The 17,339-nt window shown below is 61.2% G+C and carries 15 protein-coding genes; 4 read left to right on the top strand and 11 right to left on the bottom strand.

Annotation, left to right across the window (positions count from 1 at the left end):
- Positions 1-2 precede the first annotated feature (2 nt).
- Genes ACZZ0Q_RS02215 through ACZZ0Q_RS02200 form a run of 4 tightly spaced genes read right to left on the bottom strand, consistent with a single transcriptional unit; the run spans position 3 to position 5,236 of the window.
- A complete protein-coding gene (locus ACZZ0Q_RS02215) occupies positions 3-1,112 on the bottom strand; it encodes a capsular polysaccharide export protein, LipB/KpsS family (protein ID WP_463540235.1) in 1,110 nt (369 codons plus the stop codon).
- A complete protein-coding gene (locus ACZZ0Q_RS02210; protein ID WP_463540236.1) occupies positions 1,109-2,380 on the bottom strand; it encodes a capsule biosynthesis protein in 1,272 nt (423 codons plus the stop codon). The genes ACZZ0Q_RS02215 and ACZZ0Q_RS02210 overlap by 4 nt, the downstream gene beginning before the upstream one ends.
- The gene (locus tag ACZZ0Q_RS02205) at positions 2,377-3,495 is read right to left on the bottom strand and encodes a glycosyltransferase (protein ID WP_463540237.1); all 1,119 of its coding nucleotides are present in this window, start codon (positions 3,493-3,495) and stop codon (positions 2,377-2,379) included. Before ACZZ0Q_RS02205 ends, ACZZ0Q_RS02210 begins: the two co-directional genes overlap by 4 nt.
- Entirely contained in the window at positions 3,479-5,236 is a 1,758-nt protein-coding gene (locus ACZZ0Q_RS02200) for a carbamoyltransferase family protein (protein ID WP_463540238.1), read from the bottom strand. Before ACZZ0Q_RS02200 ends, ACZZ0Q_RS02205 begins: the two co-directional genes overlap by 17 nt.
- 301 nt (positions 5,237-5,537) lie before the next feature.
- On the opposite strand from ACZZ0Q_RS02200, the gene hutH reads away from it, so the two are divergent.
- On the top strand, positions 5,538-7,067 hold the full coding sequence (gene hutH / locus ACZZ0Q_RS02195) for a histidine ammonia-lyase (protein WP_463540239.1): 1,530 nt from the start codon (positions 5,538-5,540) through the stop codon (positions 7,065-7,067).
- A 55-nt stretch (positions 7,068-7,122) separates the two neighbouring features.
- Here hutH and ACZZ0Q_RS02190 read toward each other — a convergent pair whose 3' ends face one another.
- Positions 7,123-7,704 (bottom strand): HutD/Ves family protein, encoded by a 582-nt coding sequence (locus tag ACZZ0Q_RS02190; RefSeq protein WP_463540240.1) that lies wholly within the window; start codon positions 7,702-7,704, stop codon positions 7,123-7,125.
- Positions 7,701-8,432: a histidine utilization repressor gene (hutC, locus tag ACZZ0Q_RS02185; protein ID WP_463536972.1), complete on the bottom strand. Its 732-nt coding sequence runs from the start codon at positions 8,430-8,432 to the stop codon at positions 7,701-7,703. The genes ACZZ0Q_RS02190 and hutC overlap by 4 nt, the downstream gene beginning before the upstream one ends.
- Positions 8,433-8,567: 135 nt before the next feature.
- On the opposite strand from hutC, the gene ACZZ0Q_RS02180 reads away from it, so the two are divergent.
- From ACZZ0Q_RS02180 to ACZZ0Q_RS02170, 3 genes are all read left to right on the top strand, one after another.
- Positions 8,568-9,932, top strand: a complete 1,365-nt coding sequence (locus ACZZ0Q_RS02180) for a formimidoylglutamate deiminase (protein ID WP_463540241.1) — start codon at positions 8,568-8,570, stop codon at positions 9,930-9,932.
- Positions 9,933-10,143: 211 nt separating this feature from the next.
- Positions 10,144-11,418 carry a murein hydrolase activator EnvC family protein gene (locus ACZZ0Q_RS02175; protein WP_463560239.1) on the top strand — a complete coding sequence of 425 codons (1,275 nt, stop codon included), beginning with the start codon at positions 10,144-10,146 and terminating at the stop codon, positions 11,416-11,418.
- 34 nt (positions 11,419-11,452) lie between these two features.
- A complete protein-coding gene (locus ACZZ0Q_RS02170; protein ID WP_463540243.1) occupies positions 11,453-12,790 on the top strand; it encodes a S41 family peptidase in 1,338 nt (445 codons plus the stop codon).
- A 127-nt stretch (positions 12,791-12,917) separates the two neighbouring features.
- Here the strand turns inward: ACZZ0Q_RS02170 and ACZZ0Q_RS02165 are convergent, their stop codons facing one another.
- From ACZZ0Q_RS02165 to hisA, 5 genes are all read right to left on the bottom strand, one after another.
- Complete coding sequence (locus tag ACZZ0Q_RS02165; RefSeq protein WP_122493337.1) at positions 12,918-13,673, bottom strand: substrate-binding periplasmic protein; 756 nt, start codon at positions 13,671-13,673, stop codon at positions 12,918-12,920.
- Positions 13,674-13,893: 220 nt separating this feature from the next.
- A complete protein-coding gene (locus ACZZ0Q_RS02160; protein ID WP_463540244.1) occupies positions 13,894-14,652 on the bottom strand; it encodes a substrate-binding periplasmic protein in 759 nt (252 codons plus the stop codon).
- Positions 14,653-14,896: 244 nt separating this feature from the next.
- Positions 14,897-15,652 (bottom strand): substrate-binding periplasmic protein, encoded by a 756-nt coding sequence (locus tag ACZZ0Q_RS02155; protein ID WP_463540245.1) that lies wholly within the window; start codon positions 15,650-15,652, stop codon positions 14,897-14,899.
- Positions 15,653-15,782: 130 nt separating this feature from the next.
- Positions 15,783-16,553, bottom strand: coding sequence for an imidazole glycerol phosphate synthase subunit HisF (gene hisF / locus ACZZ0Q_RS02150; protein WP_122449511.1), 771 nt, complete (start codon positions 16,551-16,553; stop codon positions 15,783-15,785).
- A 10-nt stretch (positions 16,554-16,563) separates the two neighbouring features.
- Complete coding sequence (hisA, locus tag ACZZ0Q_RS02145; protein WP_122493340.1) at positions 16,564-17,301, bottom strand: 1-(5-phosphoribosyl)-5-[(5-phosphoribosylamino)methylideneamino]imidazole-4-carboxamide isomerase; 738 nt, start codon at positions 17,299-17,301, stop codon at positions 16,564-16,566.
- Positions 17,302-17,339: the final 38 nt, after the last annotated feature.

The raw sequence follows: 17,339 nt of genomic DNA, 5'->3' as shown, positions 1-17,339 counted from the left end.
CATCAATCCTTGTTCAACATGCGCTGTGCTGCTCGTTTCAACTGTGCAGCGTCGGCGTTTTGCCAGCTGCCCTGAATGCAATAGTCGTGCGCCAGGTAGCGCAGGAAGTTGCGTTTCACGCGTTCATCCAATGGCCAATCGGGGAAGCTTCTGGCCGCCGCCAACAGCTCATCTGCGGAGTCGGCGTGCATGACCACGCCTGGAATATTGAAAAATGCCTGACCCAGGGTTAGCACCGGCTTGCCCAATAACAAACTCTCCAGCCCCACCGTCGAGTTGAGCGTGATCACGAACTGGCTCTGCTCAATCAACTGCTGAGTGGCGTTGCCGTTAGCAAACAGCAAGCGCTCGTGGGTGCGCTGGTGCAAATCGGGGTACACCTCGCGGCTCGACGGGTGCTCCTTGAACACCACCGTCATGCCGGTTTCCGCCGCCAGCCGTTCGCCCAGGGCAAACAGGTCGCGCATGTTGCCGACCCAGGGCGAGAACAGCCGCACTTGCGTGTCGCGGTCGTCCTGAAACGGGATAAAGACATAGCGCTGCGGCAACTCGACCGGCACCAGATCACTCACCCGTGGCTTGCGTGGTATCAGCACCACGTCGCCCTGACCATCGGCCGCGTCGGGCTCGGGATAGTTGAGGTAAAACGCCTGATCTCGCGGCACCGAGTTGCGGAAGTTCACGCCCTTGGCATCCAGGGTGGTGGTGTCGGGCAGCAGGCCATTTTCGAAAAAGAACGTGCCGCACTCGGCCGGTTTCAACGCCAGGAGCAACTGGCAGTACCGGTGCGAGCCGTTCCACATCACCAGATTCTTCGGCTTTTCGCGCTTGAGTAAGGCGTTGGCGCGCAGGGCAATCCAGGCCAGTTCCAGGCGCAGCAAGGCGCGGTACAACGAGCCTTCGTATTTATTTTTGACCCGCCGCTCCTGGCACTTTTCTTCCACCAGATGCGCCCAGTCGATACGCGAAATAATGGCCGGCAATTGCCAAGGACGTGGCCACGGCATTTGCGCTGGCACCACAACCTTGCCTTCCAGCTCGGTTTCGTTGAGCAGGCGCTGAAAATAAATGCTCTGGTGCTTGGCCAGCGAGAAGAAAAGGAAAGGAGTCATGGTCGATCCGTGCCATTCAAAGGGGCGTGCTCGATGTCGTCGGGTAAGGGCTGGTCGTGCAGCAAGCACTCAAGGACACGCACGTTCTGCGCCAAGCCTTGCGAGCCATGAGACAGATGAAACAGCGCGAAGGCGCGAGCGACTTTCACCTGTTCGTCGTACGCGCCGACGATCTGCTCAAGCCGCTGCTGGAGTGCGGCCGGCGTTTCGATACGCGATCCGAAAAAGCGCTCTTGGGCGAAAATGTCGCCATCCTCGCTGAGGTTGGCGTAGAGCACCGGGCGACCGGCCAATCCAGCCTCAATCACCGCATTGGACATGATGTTGACCACCACCGACGCCTGGCCCAGCGCCTCAGCCAATGAACATTCGGCGGCTAGCAGGTGCACGTTGGGTAATTCATCGGCCACGGGCTGCCAATAGCCGGCCTGGCTGCGCGGGTGACGCTTAATCAATACCTGCCACTGCGGGTTCGCTGCTGCCCAATCGCGGAGCAAGGCGTACGTGCGCTGATAGCCGGGCTCTTTTTCTTTATCTGGCCCAACGCCCAGCACCAGCAGGCGCTTTTGCTGCGGGTCGGCAAATGGCAAGTCGTAGGCCGTGTCGATCATGTGCGAGCCGGCCAACACGGCGGTCGAGTCGCCAAAGCGCAACGTCCGCGCCTGCAGCGCCTCCAGCGAACTGCGGCCGAATAGCAGGTAATAGTCGTAGTCGTTCATGCCCAGGCGGCGTGAGCTTTCCACCGTCGAGGCATGGGCCAACTGCACTAACGGCCGGCCGCGCGCATTCATGGCCAAACGCAGGAAAGGCGAATACAGGCTGCCGTTGCGGTCGTTGAGCAGCACCGCTGGCTGATGGTGATCGACCAGCCACTGCGCGTAGGCGGCGTAACCGAAATAGCGCAGTGGCAGCGGTTGCGGCGGCGCGTTGAGCAAGCGCTCGCGGCAAATTATTCGTGGGCTTTGCAACGCCGTTTCGACCAACGAATGACCGCGCTCGCGCATGGCCTGGATAAAGGCTTTTTTGCGGGCAAAGGCGATCACTTTGGGGGCCGACTGCAACAGCAAGAAGTCACACGGCTCAGCGGCGTGTTGCGCGGCCAGACAACGCCTGGCACGCCAGCCGAAGCGCAGGTCGGCCAGCGCCTCGCGAGCGAACCGTAACGCGCTGCCGACGACGCCGTAGCGCTCGCGCAGCAACTGCCAGCGGTAACGGTCCAGCGCGCGTGCGCGGTCAGCCCAAAGGGTGTCGGCGGGGCGAGAAATCATCGTTTCCCGGCCATCATCGGCAAGGCCCAAAAGCGCACGCGTACGGCTTCATCGGTGAAGCGCTCGCGCAACCGCATGGCCATGCGCGCACGGCATTCGGGCAGGCGCTCAGCTTCTACCGCCTGGCGTTGCAGCTGGCGCGCCAACTCGGCAGCGTCGCCCAGCGCGAACAACAGCCCTACGCCGGCCACCACTTCCGCGCCGCCGCCGCAGTCGGTGCAAATAACCGGCACGTCGGCAGCCATGGCTTCCAACAAAACCATGCCGAACGGCTCGTGATCGGAGCTCAACGCGAACACATCGAAGGCGCGAAAATAGCGGCGACCGTGGGCCACCTGGCCGAGAAAACGCACCTGCTCGGCCACGCCCAGATGCTGCGCCAGCGCCTTGAGCGGAGCCTCGAGCTTGCCGCTGCCCATAATTACCAACAGGCTGTTGGCTGGCAGGTTGGGCAAGGCTTCGGCGAAACCGCGCAGCAAGGTGGTTTGGTCTTTGTCCGGGTGCAAACGGCCGACGTTGCCGACAATCCACGCATCGCTCGCCAGGCCCAAGGCTTCACGGGCCTGCTCGCGGGTAAGCAACTCGGCGTGGATAGCCGCCAGGTCGACGCGGTTGTACAGGGTTTCAATGCGCTCAGTCGGCCAGCCCGGCAAGCTTTCGCGCAGGTCATCACGCACGGCGTCAGACACCCCGAGCAAGCTCAGGCGGCGTTTGAACCAGTTGGCGAAAAGAAAACGCGAGCGCCGGCGATAGTCACCAAACGCATGGTGCACGCCGATCACCGGTAAGTTGCTAGCGAGCAAGGCGACGTACACCGGTTTAAAACGGTGCGCGATGCACAAGGCAAATTGGCGCTCGCGGGTGATGCGTTTGATGTCGCGAATGGCCGCCAACTTCAGACCACGCACCTCGGCGCTGTGGTAGCCGAGAAAAATCACTTCGTCCGAACCCGAGCCCGCTTCCACAGCGGCGCTCGGTTCACCGGTCAGGTAAACGGTGGTGACTTTGTAGGGCGTGCCGTCGAACAGGCTGGCGTACTGACGGGCGCAGTCCAGAAACGGCCCGTCATAACCATGGCAGAACTGCAGAACGCGCAGTTCAGTTGAGCGTGTCATACCCGTCCGCGCCTTCCTTGATCACCAAAATGTCTTCCATGATCAGGTACTGCAGGTCCGAACCGAAGAACATGTTCAGCGCGTCGGTGGGCGAGCAGATCATCGGTTCGCCACGACGGTTCAGCGAGGTGTTCAGCGACACGCCGTTGCCGGTCAGGCCTTCCAAGGCCTTCATCATGTCGTAGTAGCGCGGGTTGTAGTCGCGCTTGAGCACCTGGGCACGGGAAGTGCCGTCTTCGTGCACGACTTCCGGCACACGGGTTTTCCACTCTTCAGCCACTTCAAAGGTGAAGGTCATGAACGGTGCTGGGTGGTCGACCTTGATCATCTGCGGGCCGACGGTGTCGAGCATCGACGGGCAGAAGGGGCGCCAGCGCTCGCGGAACTTGATTTGTTCGTTGATGCGATTGGCCACGCCAGCAATGCTCGGGCAACCAATGATCGAACGGCCGCCGAGGGCACGCGGACCAAACTCCATGCGGCCCTGGAACCAGGCCACCGGGTTGCCGGCGACCATGATTTCAGCGATGCGCTGCGGCATGTTGTCGATTTGCTTCCACTTCGGCTTGCTCACGTGGCGCGCGCAGGCGGCGATCACGTCTTCGTTGGAATACGAAGGGCCGAGATAAACGTGTTCCATTTTCTCCACTGGCACACCGCGCTTGTGCGAGATGTACGCGGCGGCGCCAACGGCAGTGCCGGCGTCACCGGAAGCGGGCTGCACGAACAGCTCTTTGACTTCCGGGCGGGCGATGATGCGTTGATTGAGTTTGACGTTCAGCGCGCAGCCGCCGGCGAAGGCAATTTTGCCGGTTTCCTTGAGGATGTCGCCCAGGTAGTAATCCATCATTTGCAGCGCCAGCTTTTCGAACAGCGCTTGCATGCTGGCGGCGTAATGGATGTACGGATCGTCGGCGATGTCGCCTTCGCGTTTCGGACCCAGCCACTCGATCAGTTTGGGCGAGAAGTAGAAGCCCTTGCCGTTCTCTTTATAGCGACGCAGGCCGATGACGTTGGCGTACTCGGTGTTGATGATCAGCTCGCCGTTTTCGAATTTGGCCAGGCGCGAGAAATCGTATTTGCTGGCGTCGCCATACGGCGCCATGCCCATGACCTTGAACTCGCCATCGAGCATTTCAAAGCCGAGGAACTCGGTGATCGCGCCGTACAGGCCGCCGAGGGAATCCGGGTCGAAGAACTCTTTGATCTTGTGGATCTTGCCGTTCTCGCCGTAGCCGAAGAACGTGGTGGCGTACTCACCTTTTCCGTCGATGCCCATGATCGCGGTTTTCTCGGTGAAGCCCGAGCAGTGGTAGGCGCTGGAAGCGTGGGCCAGGTGATGCTCGACCGGCTCGATTTTGACTTTTTTCGGGTCGAAGCCCAGTTGCTCGAGGCACCAGACGATCTTGTTGCGGTAGCGCTTGTAGCGACGGTTGCCCATCAGGATGGCGTCGAGCGAGCGGTCCGGCGCATACCAGTAGCGCTTGGCGTAGTGCCAGCGCGCTTTGCCGAAAATGCTGATGGGCGCGAAGGGGATGGCGACCACATCGACGTCCGACGGTTTGATGCCGGCCTGTTCCAGGCAGAACTTGGCCGACTCGTAGGGCATGCGGTTCTTGGCGTGCTTGTCGCGCACAAAGCGCTCTTCTTCGGCGGCCGCGATCAACTTGCCGTCGATATAGAGCGCAGCGGAAGGATCATGACTGAGGGCGCCGGAAAGGCCGAGAATCGTCAATGCCACGGGAAACCTCTTGCAACGACGCAGGACCAATGCCTGCGCGAAAAAGTCGGACGGCAAACCGAGGGTCGCCTGATAAAGCCGGGGATTATAGCCGCTGCGTAGCGCTGGGCGCGAGCGTGGCGCCAAAGCCTGAACGCGCCGCGGCGATAAGAAACGTCTGTGATTTCAAGCGCAACTTGCTGCGTTTGCTGTGGGAAAGCATTAAGCAAGAGACTTTGACGCGCCATTTGCCTAACCTGTATATACAAGTGTATATAGGTGCTCGTCACCCTTTCACCGGCATTTTTTCAGGACGTCTTCCATGTCGAATCCACTGCTGCTTCAGCCCGGCCAACTTTCCCTCGAACAGCTACGCGCGATTTATCAGCAGCAATGCCCTGTCGAACTCGATCCGGCCGCCAAAGCAGTGGTCGATACCAGCAACCGCACGGTGCTGGAAATCATCGACAACAAGCGCACGGTGTACGGCATCAACACCGGCTTTGGGCTGCTGGCGCGCACCTCGATCCCGACTGAATCGCTGGCCAAATTGCAGCGCAACCTGCTGCTGTCGCACTGCACCGGCACCGGCCCGTTGTTGGATGACGCCAGCGTCGGTCTGATCATGGCGCTGAAAGTGGGCTCGCTGGCGCGCGGCTTTTCCGGCATTCGCTGGGAAGTGATCCAAGCCCTCGCCGCGCTTTACAACGCCAAGGTCTATCCGTGCATTCCCTCGCAAGGTTCCGTAGGCGCTTCTGGCGACTTGGCGCCACTGGCGCATATGTCCGCCGTGCTGATCGGCATTGGCCGGGTGCGCCATAACGGCCGCGAGATGGATGCCGTTGAAGGCCTGGCCATTGCCGGCCTCACGCCCATGGTGCTCGGGCCGAAGGAAGGCCTGGCGTTGATCAACGGCACGCAGGTGTCCACGGCGCTGGCGTTGCGCGGTTTGTTCGCGACGGAAAAACTGTTCAGCGCCGCCGTGGTGGCCGGCAGCTTGAGCGTTGAGGCGTTGAAAGGCTCAGCCGTGCCGTTCGACCCACGCATTCAAGCGGTGCGCGGTCAGGCCGGGCAAATTGATGTGGCGGCGTTCTACCGCGAGCTGTTGGGCAGCACCAGCGAGATCCGCGAATCCCACGCCGACTGCACCCGCGTGCAAGACCCCTACTCCCTGCGCTGCCAGCCACAAGTGATGGGCGCCTGCCTGGATCACCTGCGCTTTGCCGCGAACATTTTCCTGCGTGAGGCCAACGCCGTTTCCGACAACCCGCTGGTATTCAGCGCCGATGGCGACGTGTTGTCGGGCGGCAACTTCCACGCCGAGCCGGTGGCCATGGCCTCCGACGTGTTGGCCCTGGCCATCGCCGAAATCGGTGCCCTGTCGGAGCGCCGCATTGCGCAACTGGTCGACCCGGCGCTGTCCGGCCTGCCGGCATTTCTGGTGCGCGAAGGCGGCTTGAACTCGGGCTTCATGATCGCCCAGGTGACCGCCGCAGCGTTGGCCTCCGAGAACAAAACCCTCGGTCATCCGGCGTCCATCGACAGCTTGCCGACCTCAGCCAACCAGGAAGACCACGTGTCCATGGCCACCTTCGCCGCCCGCCGTCTGCTCGACATGGCCGGCAACAGCAGCGCCGTGGTCGCCATCGAACTGCTCGGCGCCGCTCAGGGCGTAGACCTGCACGCGCCGCTGAAAACCTCACCGCTGCTGGTTGAAGTGCTGGAAATGGTGCGCCGCGAAGTGCCGCACTATGACGAAGACCGCTACTTCGCCCCCGACATCGCCGCCGCACGGGCATGGGTGGAAAACGGCGTATTTGGGCAATGGCTGGCGTTTGATCGGTTGTATTAACAGCATCGAGGCTGAAGCCTCTCCCACAATTAGATATGCCCCTGTGGGAGAGGCTTTAGCCTCGATTTTTGATCGACTGAAGCTCAATCAAGCAATACGGATGCTCCGCCCGAAACCGCAACGTTTGCAGCCGGCCAGCGCCGCCCTGCAAGCAGTCGTAGCGCCCCAGCTCCACTTCCCCGCCTTCCACGTCTACCCGCAACCCATCCCCGGCACTGAACACCAGCACGGTCGCCGCCGAGGTCAGCACGCTGCTCTCCCCCGCTGCCATCCACTGCAATCGCGCGCTGCAACGCTGCGGTGAATAGATCAGGTTGAAGTCCCGAATCGCCCCGCCAAGCAAGCTGCACTGCACCTGGCTGTCGCCGGAAAATGCGTACGCATCCAACGCCTGTAGCGGGCGGCTCATTTGCCCGTCCACTTCAAGCTGCATGCCGTCGCCTTCCAGCACGGTGATGATGCGTTGGTAGCCGGTGAATGCCGAGAACGGCCCCGGCTGGGTGACGTCGGCGATGGACAGGCGCCAGGCGAATGCCTCAAGCCCGTCGCCATCGCGGGCGATTTCCAAGGTGCTGCCGGCGCCGTTTTTCCACGGCATGCGCACGTAATCAGCGGCACGCAGCACCTGCCAGGTCATGAGGCGAAGCGCCCTTCCAGACGATGGCGCGAGCCCGGGTACAGCAGGCGCGCGACCGTCACGGTGCGGCGCCCCGACCAGGTACGGCGGCGAATCAGCAAGCACGGCTCGCCGCGTTCAATTTGCAGCAGCTTGCATTCGCTCGGCTCGGCCAGAATCGCTTCCACAACATGCTCGCCTTCGCTCATCGGGGCGATTTGCATCAGGTAGGCGTACGGCGTGGCAACGGTGAAATCCTGGGTCAGGTAATCCGGGGCGACGCTGGCGTTTACGTAGCGGTCTTCGATCTGCACCGGCACGTCGTTTTCGTAGTGCACGATCACCGAGTGAAACACCCGCTCGCCTTCGCGAACGTCCAGCGCCATGGCGCGCTCGGCGCCGGCTTTTTCCTCTTCCAGGCGCACCACCACGCAATGGTGGCGATGGCCGCGAGCGGCGATTTCATCGGCGATGTTGTGCACTTCAAACAGCGCCGACTGGCCTTTGGGCTCGGCCACAAAGGTGCCGACGCCTTGCATGCGCACCAACAGACCGTCGGCCGTGAGTTCACGCAAGGCGCGGTTGATGGTCATGCGGCTGAAACCGAGTTGCGCCACCAGCTCGCTCTCGGAGGGCACGCGATGGTGGGGCGGCCAGGCGCCGGTGTGAATCTGCGCGCTGATCATCTGCTTGACGCGCGCGTACAACGGCGCAGGTTCGTCGCCCAGTTGCGCGGCCAGGGTGGCCATCTCGGACTGTGGAGCGGACACAGCAATCTCCTCGGCAAAACTTCGCGACTGGCGCGACGGTGGCGAGAGTTTACGTTTCACGTTTGCCTCTGTATATGTATATACAACCTGAATTCGCCCTGGAGCGCCCGGAACATGCCTGTTTTCTTCGCTGAGCGCGCCTTGCTGGCCGATGGGTGGGCGCGCAATGTGCGCCTGACCGTAGGCGCCGATGGCGTGCTGCAACAGATTCAAACCGAGGCCACCGACGAGGGCGCCGAGCGCCTGAGCGGCCCGCTCCTGCCGGGCATGCCCAATCTGCATTCCCATGCGTTTCAGCGCCTGATGGCCGGGCTGGCGGAAGTGGCCGGCAACCCCAACGATAGCTTCTGGACCTGGCGCGACCTGATGTACCGCCTGGTCGCCACGCTGAGCCCCGAGCAGATTCAAATTATTGCCCGCCAGCTGTATATCGAAATGCTTAAAGCCGGATACACCAGCGTCGCCGAATTCCATTACGTGCACCACGACGTCAACGGCCAGCCCTACGGCGATCCGGCTGAGCTGGGCTTGCGCATCAGCCAGGCGGCGAGCGACAGCGGCATCGGCCTGACGCTGCTGCCCGTGCTGTATGCCCACGCAGGCTTTGGCGGTCTGCCGCCTAGCGAAGGCCAGCGGCGTTTTATCCATAGCAGCGACAGCTATCTCGCGTTGCAACAACGCCTTCAAGCCGCCCTGGCCGATCAGCCAAACCAGCGCCTGGGCCTGTGCTTCCACTCCCTGCGCGCCGTCACGCCTGAGCAGATCGAGCACGTGCTGGCAGCAAGCGCCAGTGACAGCCCGGTGCATATTCATATCGCCGAGCAACAAAAAGAAGTGGACGACTGCCTGGCCTGGAGCGGTCAGCGCCCGTTGCAATGGCTGTTCGACCACGTCGCGGTGGACGCCCGCTGGTGCCTGGTGCACGCCACCCACGCCAACCCTGAAGAAGTGCGGCAGATGGCGGCCAGCCAAGCTGTCGCCGGCCTGTGCCTGACGACAGAAGCCAATCTGGGCGATGGCATTTTTCCAGCGGTGGATTACCTGGCCCAAGGCGGGCGGCTCGGCATTGGTTCGGACAGCCACGTGTCGGTGAGCGTGGCCGAAGAATTGCGCTGGCTCGAATACGGCCAGCGTCTGCGCGATCAGAAACGCAACCGCCTCTACCGCAGCGACCAGCCCATGATCGGCCGCACGCTGTACGACGCCGCCCTGCTCGGCGGCGCGCAAGCGTTGGGTCAGCCGATTGGCCAATTGGCCGTCGGCAAACGAGCAGATTTCGTCGTGCTGGATGGCGCCGACCCGTACATCGCCTGCGCCGAACAGGACGCCATTCTTAACCGGTGGCTGTTTGCCGGCGGTGTTCGGCAGGTGCGCGATGTGATGGTTGGCGGCAAATGGGTGGTGCGCGAGGGCCGGCACACTGATGAGCAAAGCAGTGCGCAGGACTTCGCCGGGGTACTGAAGGCGATGTTGGGGTGACCGGACGAGCTTCCTGCGCATCACGAGCCTGGGTCGCCGCGCTCGCGCGGATAACGGAGCCTGATCGTGCGTTAACCGCGGGTTCGGTTAGCAAAGCGAAGCCCAACGCCGTCGCCCACTCGACATTTATTCCACACGCACTGCACGGACGTTTTTTTTGCTGCGCACCGCGGGCATACTAGGCCGTCTTCATCCCGGTATCGCCCGCCCCATGCTTCGCACCCTGACTGCCATTGTTCTTGCTCTGCTGCTATGCCCGGCCGTAGCCGACGAGCGCGCGGATGCGCAAAAGCAACTCGACGCTGCCCAGCGCGACGTTGTTGAACTGCAAAAACTGCTGAAGAAAATTGAAGCCGACAAGTCCGGCATTCAAAAGCAGTTGCGTGGCACTGAAACCGAAATGGGTGATCTGGAGAAGCAGATCAATACCCTTGAGCAGCAGCTCAAGAACAACGAGACCGAGATTCAGCGTCTCGAAGGCGAGAAAAAAAAACTTGAGGGCGCGCGAATCGAGCAGCAAAGGCTGATCGGTATCCAGGCCAGGGCGGCTTACCAGAGCGGGCGACAGGAATACTTAAAGCTGTTGCTCAACCAGCAAAACCCCGAAAAATTCGCCCGCACCCTCACCTATTACGACTACGTCAGCCAAGCCCGCCTCGACCAGCTCAACACCTTCAACGAAACCCTGCGCCAACTGGCCAATATCGAACGCGAAAGCGCGGCGGAAAAAGCTCAGCTTGCTGAGCGCAAGGGTTCTCTGGACGAGCGCCGCGACAAGCTTGCTCAGGTTCGCAAAGAGCGCCAGCAAGCCTTGGCCAAGCTCAACAGCGATTCCAAAAGCAGCGACCAAAAGCTCAAAGCCCGCCAGCAAGAACAAGCGGCGCTGGGCAATGTGCTGAAAACCATTGAGGAAACCCTGGCCCGCCAAGCCCGTGAAGCCAAGGCGGCGGAAGAAGCACGCAAGCGTGCCCAGGAAGAACAGCAACTGGCCATGGCCAACCGCCGCGTCGGCCCTGGCCAGAAGCCGGTCAGCGCACCGAGTGGCCCGGTGGTTTCCAGCGATGGCGCCGTGTATGGCGGCGCGTTCGCCAGCAGCCGCGGCAAGCTGCCGTGGCCGGTCAATGGCCGCATCGTTGCGCGATATGGAACCCAACGCGGCGACGACGCTCGTACAACATGGGACGGCGTACTAATCGGCGCCGCCGCCGGCAGCCAGGTGCGCGCCGTGCACGGCGGCCGTGTGGTATTTGCCGACTGGTTGCGCGGTTCGGGCCTGCTGGTGATTCTCGACCACGGCAACGGTTACCTCAGCCTGTACGGGCACAACCAAAGCTTATTGAAAGACGCGGGTGACATCGTCAAAGCTGGCGAGCCGATTGCGACAGTCGGCACCAGTGGCGGCCAAGACACCCCCGCGCTGTATTTTGCGATTCGTCAGCAGGGCCGCCCCAGCGACCCTGCGCAATGGTGTCGGGCGCAGGGATAGGCCCCGCACCTCTTAATAGTGGAGCTCGTTCGATATGCCGCATTTGTCTCGCCTTAATTCCCTGGCCCTGGCTATCGCGCTGGCGCTCGGCGCCCCGCTCCTGCACGCCGCCACTGACGTCGACGCCGCCACCGCACCGCCCGCGGCCAGCGCGCCAGCCACGAACAAGGCGCCGCTGCCGCTCGACGAGCTGCGCACCTTCGCCGAAGTGCTCGACCGCATCAAAGCCGCCTACGTGGAACCGGTCGACGACAAAACCCTGCTGGAAAACGCCATTAAAGGCATGCTCAGCAACCTCGACCCACACTCCGCCTACCTCGGCCCGGAAGACTTCGCGGAGCTGCAAGAAAGCACCAGCGGCGAGTTCGGCGGCTTGGGCATTGAAGTGGGCCTGGAAGACGGCTTCGTCAAGGTGGTGTCGCCCATCGACGACACCCCAGCATCCAAGGCCGGCATCCAACCCGGCGACCTGATCGTGAAAATCAACGGCGAGCCCACCAAGGGTTTGTCGATGATGGAAGCCGTCGACAAGATGCGCGGCAAAGCCGGCGAGAAAATTCAGCTGACCCTGGTGCGCGACGGTGGCGAGCCGTTCGACGTGCAACTGACGCGCGCCGTAATCAAGGTCAAAAGCGTGAAGAGCCAAGCCCTCGAACCGGGTTACGGCTACCTGCGCATCACTCAGTTCCAGGTCAACAGCGGCGACGAAGTCGGCAAGGCGCTGGCCAAGCTGAAGAAGGACAACGGCGGCAAAAAACTCCGTGGCCTCGTGCTCGACCTGCGTAACAACCCGGGCGGTGTGTTGCAGGCGGCGGTTGAAGTGTCGGACCACTTCCTCACCAAAGGCCTGATCGTTTACACCAAAGGCCGTATCGCCAACTCCGAACTGCGCTTCTCCGCCGACCCGGCCGACGCCAGCGAAGGCGTGCCGTTGGTGGTGTTGATCAACGGCGGCAGCGCATCGGCTTCGGAAATCGTTGCCGGCGCCCTGCAAGACCAGAAGCGCGGCATTCTGATGGGCACCAACAGCTTCGGCAAAGGCTCGGTGCAAACCGTGCTGCCGCTGAGCAACGACCGTGCGCTGAAAATCACCACCGCGTTGTACTACACGCCCAATGGCCGCTCGATTCAGGCGCAAGGCATCGTGCCGGACATCGAAGTGGCCCGCGCCAAAATCACCCGCGAAGACGACGGCGAAAGCTACAAAGAAGCCGACCTTGCCGGGCACTTGGGCAACGGCAACGGTGGCAAAGACAAAACCAGCAGCGAGCTGAAAGCGCAGAGCGGCAAAGCCAACCTGCAAGATCAGGACTTCCAGTTGAGCCAGGCGTTGAGCCTATTGAAAGGGTTGAACGTTACGCGTAGCGAGTAATGGTCTGCTTAGCCGCGAGTGCTCTGGCAAAAGAGCATCGCGGCTAAAGCCGCTCCCACAGAGCTCAAAAGATCCTGAAGATCAGAAGATCAAATGTGGGAGAGGCTTCAGCCTCGATGCTTTCTAACTACAGATAGTTAGCTGAAATCTTGTCCACGGTGCCATCGGCACGCATCGCATCCAGTGCTTTCTGCAAACGCTGAATCACCTCGTCCGGGGTGTTCAGGTTCATTGCCAGGAACAGTTGGTTGTCGTTGAAACGCAACACGGTCACCAAGCCGTTCACGCCTTCCTGCTTGGCCATGTAACGCCCCACCGGGTCGGTAGTGGCCCACAGGTCAATTTTGCCTTCCATCAATTTGCTGACGTTTTCCTGGTCGCGAAGCGCGTTCACCGGGGTCATGCCTTTGCCTTCCAGGTATTGGCTGACCGAGGCGTTTTTATAGGCGCCGAGTTTGTAGGCGTTGGCTTGCTCGAGGCTGCTGAGCTTGAGCGTGCTGCCGGGCTTGGCCATCAGTACGGCGCTAGTGTTGGCCAGCGGGCCCACCCACTTGAACATCGTTTCGCGCGCTTCGGTTCGGGTGGTGGAGAACAGCCCGTAGTTGGCGTTGTCTTGGGTCAGCTTGTAGAGCCGGTCCCAGGGGAAGCGCAGGGTCAGGTTGTATTTGATGTCGGCGCGCTTGAACATTTCGCGCACCAGATCGGCGCTAATGCCATCGATGCCTTCGTCGCGGGCGAAGTTCTTGTCGTCGACCGCCATGTTGAAGGGCGGGAAATTCTCGGTCAGCAGCACCACTTCATAGCCTTCCGGCAATTCAGCATGGGCAGCGGCGGCGGTCAGGGCCAAGCCCAGCAACAGCGAACGGGAGATTAACTTCAGCATGATGGTGTGATGTCCTATCGACAATTTTATTGTGAGCAGCCGGGCTTCGGCGCAAGCGCGCAATCGTACAGGGAGCGTTGGAGAAATTTGTGACACAGCGCTCAGAGCGGAGCGAGCGTTTCCCGGCACATAGCGACCGGGAGTGGCAGGGGCGAGATAGACGGTTCCCAGCCATCGCGGCTCAAGCGGATCGCCGCTTTAGCCGCAATGCCTTTAGGGCCTAGAGGTAGTTATTGGTCACGTCTTCCACAAAGCCGTCGCTGCGCATTTCATCCAGCGCTTTCTGCAAACGCTGAATCACCTCATCCGGCGTATCGAGGTTCATGGCCAGATAAAGCTGCGCGTCATTGAAACGCAGAGCGGTGGACAAACCACTCACGCCTTCCTGCTTGGCCAGGTAGCGGCCGACCGGGTCGGTGGTGGCCCAGAGGTCGATTTTGCCTTCCATCAATTTGCTGACGTTTTCCTGGTCGCGCAGCGCATTCACCGGCGCCATGCCCTGGCTTTCCAAGTGTTGGCTCACGGCGTCGTTTTTGTAGGCGCCAACGGTGTATTTGCTCGCGTCCTTGAGGTTGCTCAGCTTCAGCGTGCTGCCAGGTTTGGCCAACAAGACCCAGCCCGTTTTCGCCAGCGGCCCCACCCATTTGAACAGCGGTTTGCGCTCTTCGGTGTAGGTGGTGGAGAACAGGCCGTAGTTGGGTTTGTCGAGGGTCAGCTTGTAGAGACGGTCCCAGGGGAAGCGCAAACTCAGCGAGTATTCGATGCCGGCGCGCTTGAACATTTCGCGCACGATCTCGGCGCTGATGCCGTCGATACCATCGTCACGGGCAAAGTTCTTGTCGTCGATGGCCATGTTGAAAGGCGGGAAGTTCTCGGTCAGCAACACCACTTTGTAGCCATACGGCAGCTCGGCATGGGCCAGCGTGCTTGCAGCCAGTGCAAGGCCCAACAACAGCGAACGGGTGAACACTTTCAGCATGATTTTGTCCTGTCTGCGATCGCATCGATCACACCGCGGACGGCATCGCTAAGCGTTCACCTGTGCATGCACGGACCCGGCACACGGCAGGTTAGGCCGCTGTTCGTTTCGTGGCGTGGCTCGAGAATATAGGTCGGTGCTCGGCAGGCTTGTGGCCCGCGTTGCAATGCTCTTCTTCTTGGAATGCCTATGTTGCAACGGGAACGTCTGGCCGCGCACCCTGGGTAGCGCGGCCGATTCGGCCCTACAGATAGCTGTTGAGGATTTCGTCGACGAAGCCCTCACTGCGCATCTTGTCCAATGCACCCTGCAGCTTCTGTACCACCTCATCGGGGGTCTCTTTATTCAACGCCAGGTAGAGTTGGGCTTTGTTGAAGCGCAGCACAGTTTGCAAACCGCTCACGCCTTCTTGCTTGGCCAGATAACGGCCGGCCGGGTCGCCGGTGGCCCACAGATCGATTTGCCCATCGCGCAGCTTTTGCGCGTTTTCCTGATCACGCAGCGCCAGGATCGGGTCGAGTTTGTGCTCGGTCAGGTACTCGGCAATGGCGTCACCTTTATAAGCGCCGACCTTGTACTGCTTGGCGTCATCGAGGCTGCTGAGGGTGATTTTGCTGTCAGGCTTGGCCAGCATGATCCAGTCGTCCGGGCCGATGGGGCCGACCCATTTGAAGGAATCTTCGCGCTCCGGCAAACGCGCGGTGACGAAGACGCCGTAGCCAGGCTTCTCCAGCGCCAGCTTATAAATGCGGTCCCACGGGAAGCGCAGGGTCAAGCTGTATTTGATACCGGCGCGCTTGAACATCTCCTTGACCACGTCGACGGCGATGCCATCGATGTTGTCTTCCTGGGCGAAGTTCTTGCCGTTGATGGCCATGTTGTAAGGCGGGAAGTTTTCGGTCAGCAGCACAATGCTGTAATCCGGGTCTACTTCGGCACGAGCACTGCCAGCGAGCACCAATACGGTGCTGGCCAGCGCAAGCAACAGGCGTTTGAACATTTCGGTATCTCTACTTCTGAAGGTATGTGAAGCGTAACGCGCGGCCTTGGTGGCTTTATGCCAGGCCTTGCGCAGCACTATGCAACTTAGCAGCCAGATGGAATTGCTGCAGCCTGAGCGTAGAGCTGCTCTAGCGCACCACAATGCCCCGGGCGGCCATATAGGCCTTCGCCTCAGGCACGGTGTATTCGCCAAAGTGGAAAATACTCGCCGCCAGCACGGCCGACGCTTTGCCTTCGATAATGCCGTCTGCCAGGTGCTGCAAGTTACCGACACCACCCGAAGCAATCACCGGAATGCCGACGGTTTCGCTGATGGCGCGGGTAACGCCTAGGTCGAAGCCGTTCTTCATGCCGTCCTGGTCCATGCTGGTGAGCAAAATTTCGCCGGCGCCGAGGTCTTCCATCTTTTTCGCCCACTGCACAGCGTCCAAACCTGTCGGCTTGCGGCCGCCGTGGGTGAAGATTTCCCAGCGCGGTGTTTCGCCCGGTAGCGAAACCTTTTTGGCGTCGATGGCGACCACGATGCACTGCGCGCCAAAGCGCGAAGCAGCTTCGCCAACGAACTCGGGGTTGAACACGGCGGCGGTATTGATCGACACCTTGTCGGCGCCGGCATTGAGCAGGTTGCGAATGTCTTGCACCGTGCGCACGCCGCCGCCCACGGTCAGTGGAATAAACACCTGGCTGGCCATGCGCTCGACAGTATGCAGCGTGGTGTCGCGACCATCGACGCTGGCGGTGATGTCGAGAAAGGTAATTTCATCGGCTCCCTGCTCGTCGTAGCGACGGGCAATTTCCACCGGGTCGCCGGCATCACGGATGTTCTCGAATTTGACGCCTTTGACCACGCGGCCGTTGTCGACGTCGAGGCAAGGGATGATGCGTTTGGCCAGCGCCATGGTTCAGTCCTCAGCCGTTGTAGGCGTCGCAGTAAGCCTGGGCTTCGGCGACATCCAGGGTGCCTTCGTAAATCGCACGGCCAGTGATGGCGCCGATAATGCCGGGCGCCTTGGCGTCCAGCAGGGCTTTGATATCGCCCAGGTTATGAATGCCGCCAGAAGCGATCACCGGAATTTTGGTGGCAGCGGCCAACGCAGCGGTGAACGGCACGTTGCAGCCTTGCATCATGCCGTCTTTGGCGATGTCGGTATAAACGATGGCAGACACGCCGTCGGCTTCGAAACGTTTGGCCAGATCAATCACCTGCACGGTGCTCACTTCGGCCCAACCGTCGGTAGCAACAAAGCCGTCTTTGGCGTCGAGACCGACAATCACTTTGCCCGGAAACGCTTTGCACGCTTCAGCCACGAACTCCGGCTGCTTCACGGCCTTAGTGCCGATGATTACGTAACTCACGCCGGCTTTAACGTAGTGCTCGATGGTTTCCAGCGAGCGAATGCCGCCGCCGATCTGGATCGGGAGGTTCGGGTAGCGCTTGGCGATGGCAGTCACCACTTCGCCGTTCACCGGCTGGCCTTCGAAGGCGCCGTTGAGGTCGACCAGGTGCAAACGCCGGCAACCGCCTTCCACCCATTTGGCGGCCATGCTCACCGGGTCATCGGAGAACACGGTGGAGTCTTCCATCCGGCCCTGGCGCAAGCGCACGCAGGCACCGTCTTTAAGATCGATAGCGGGGATAATCAGCATCAGTCGAACCTGCTTAAGTCTTGGAATTCGGGGAAACG

The sequence above is a fragment of the Pseudomonas sp. AC070 genome, from assembly GCF_979258635.1.
Note: the sequence above shows the minus strand (reverse complement) of the source record. Positions and strands in the feature narration are given on the sequence as shown.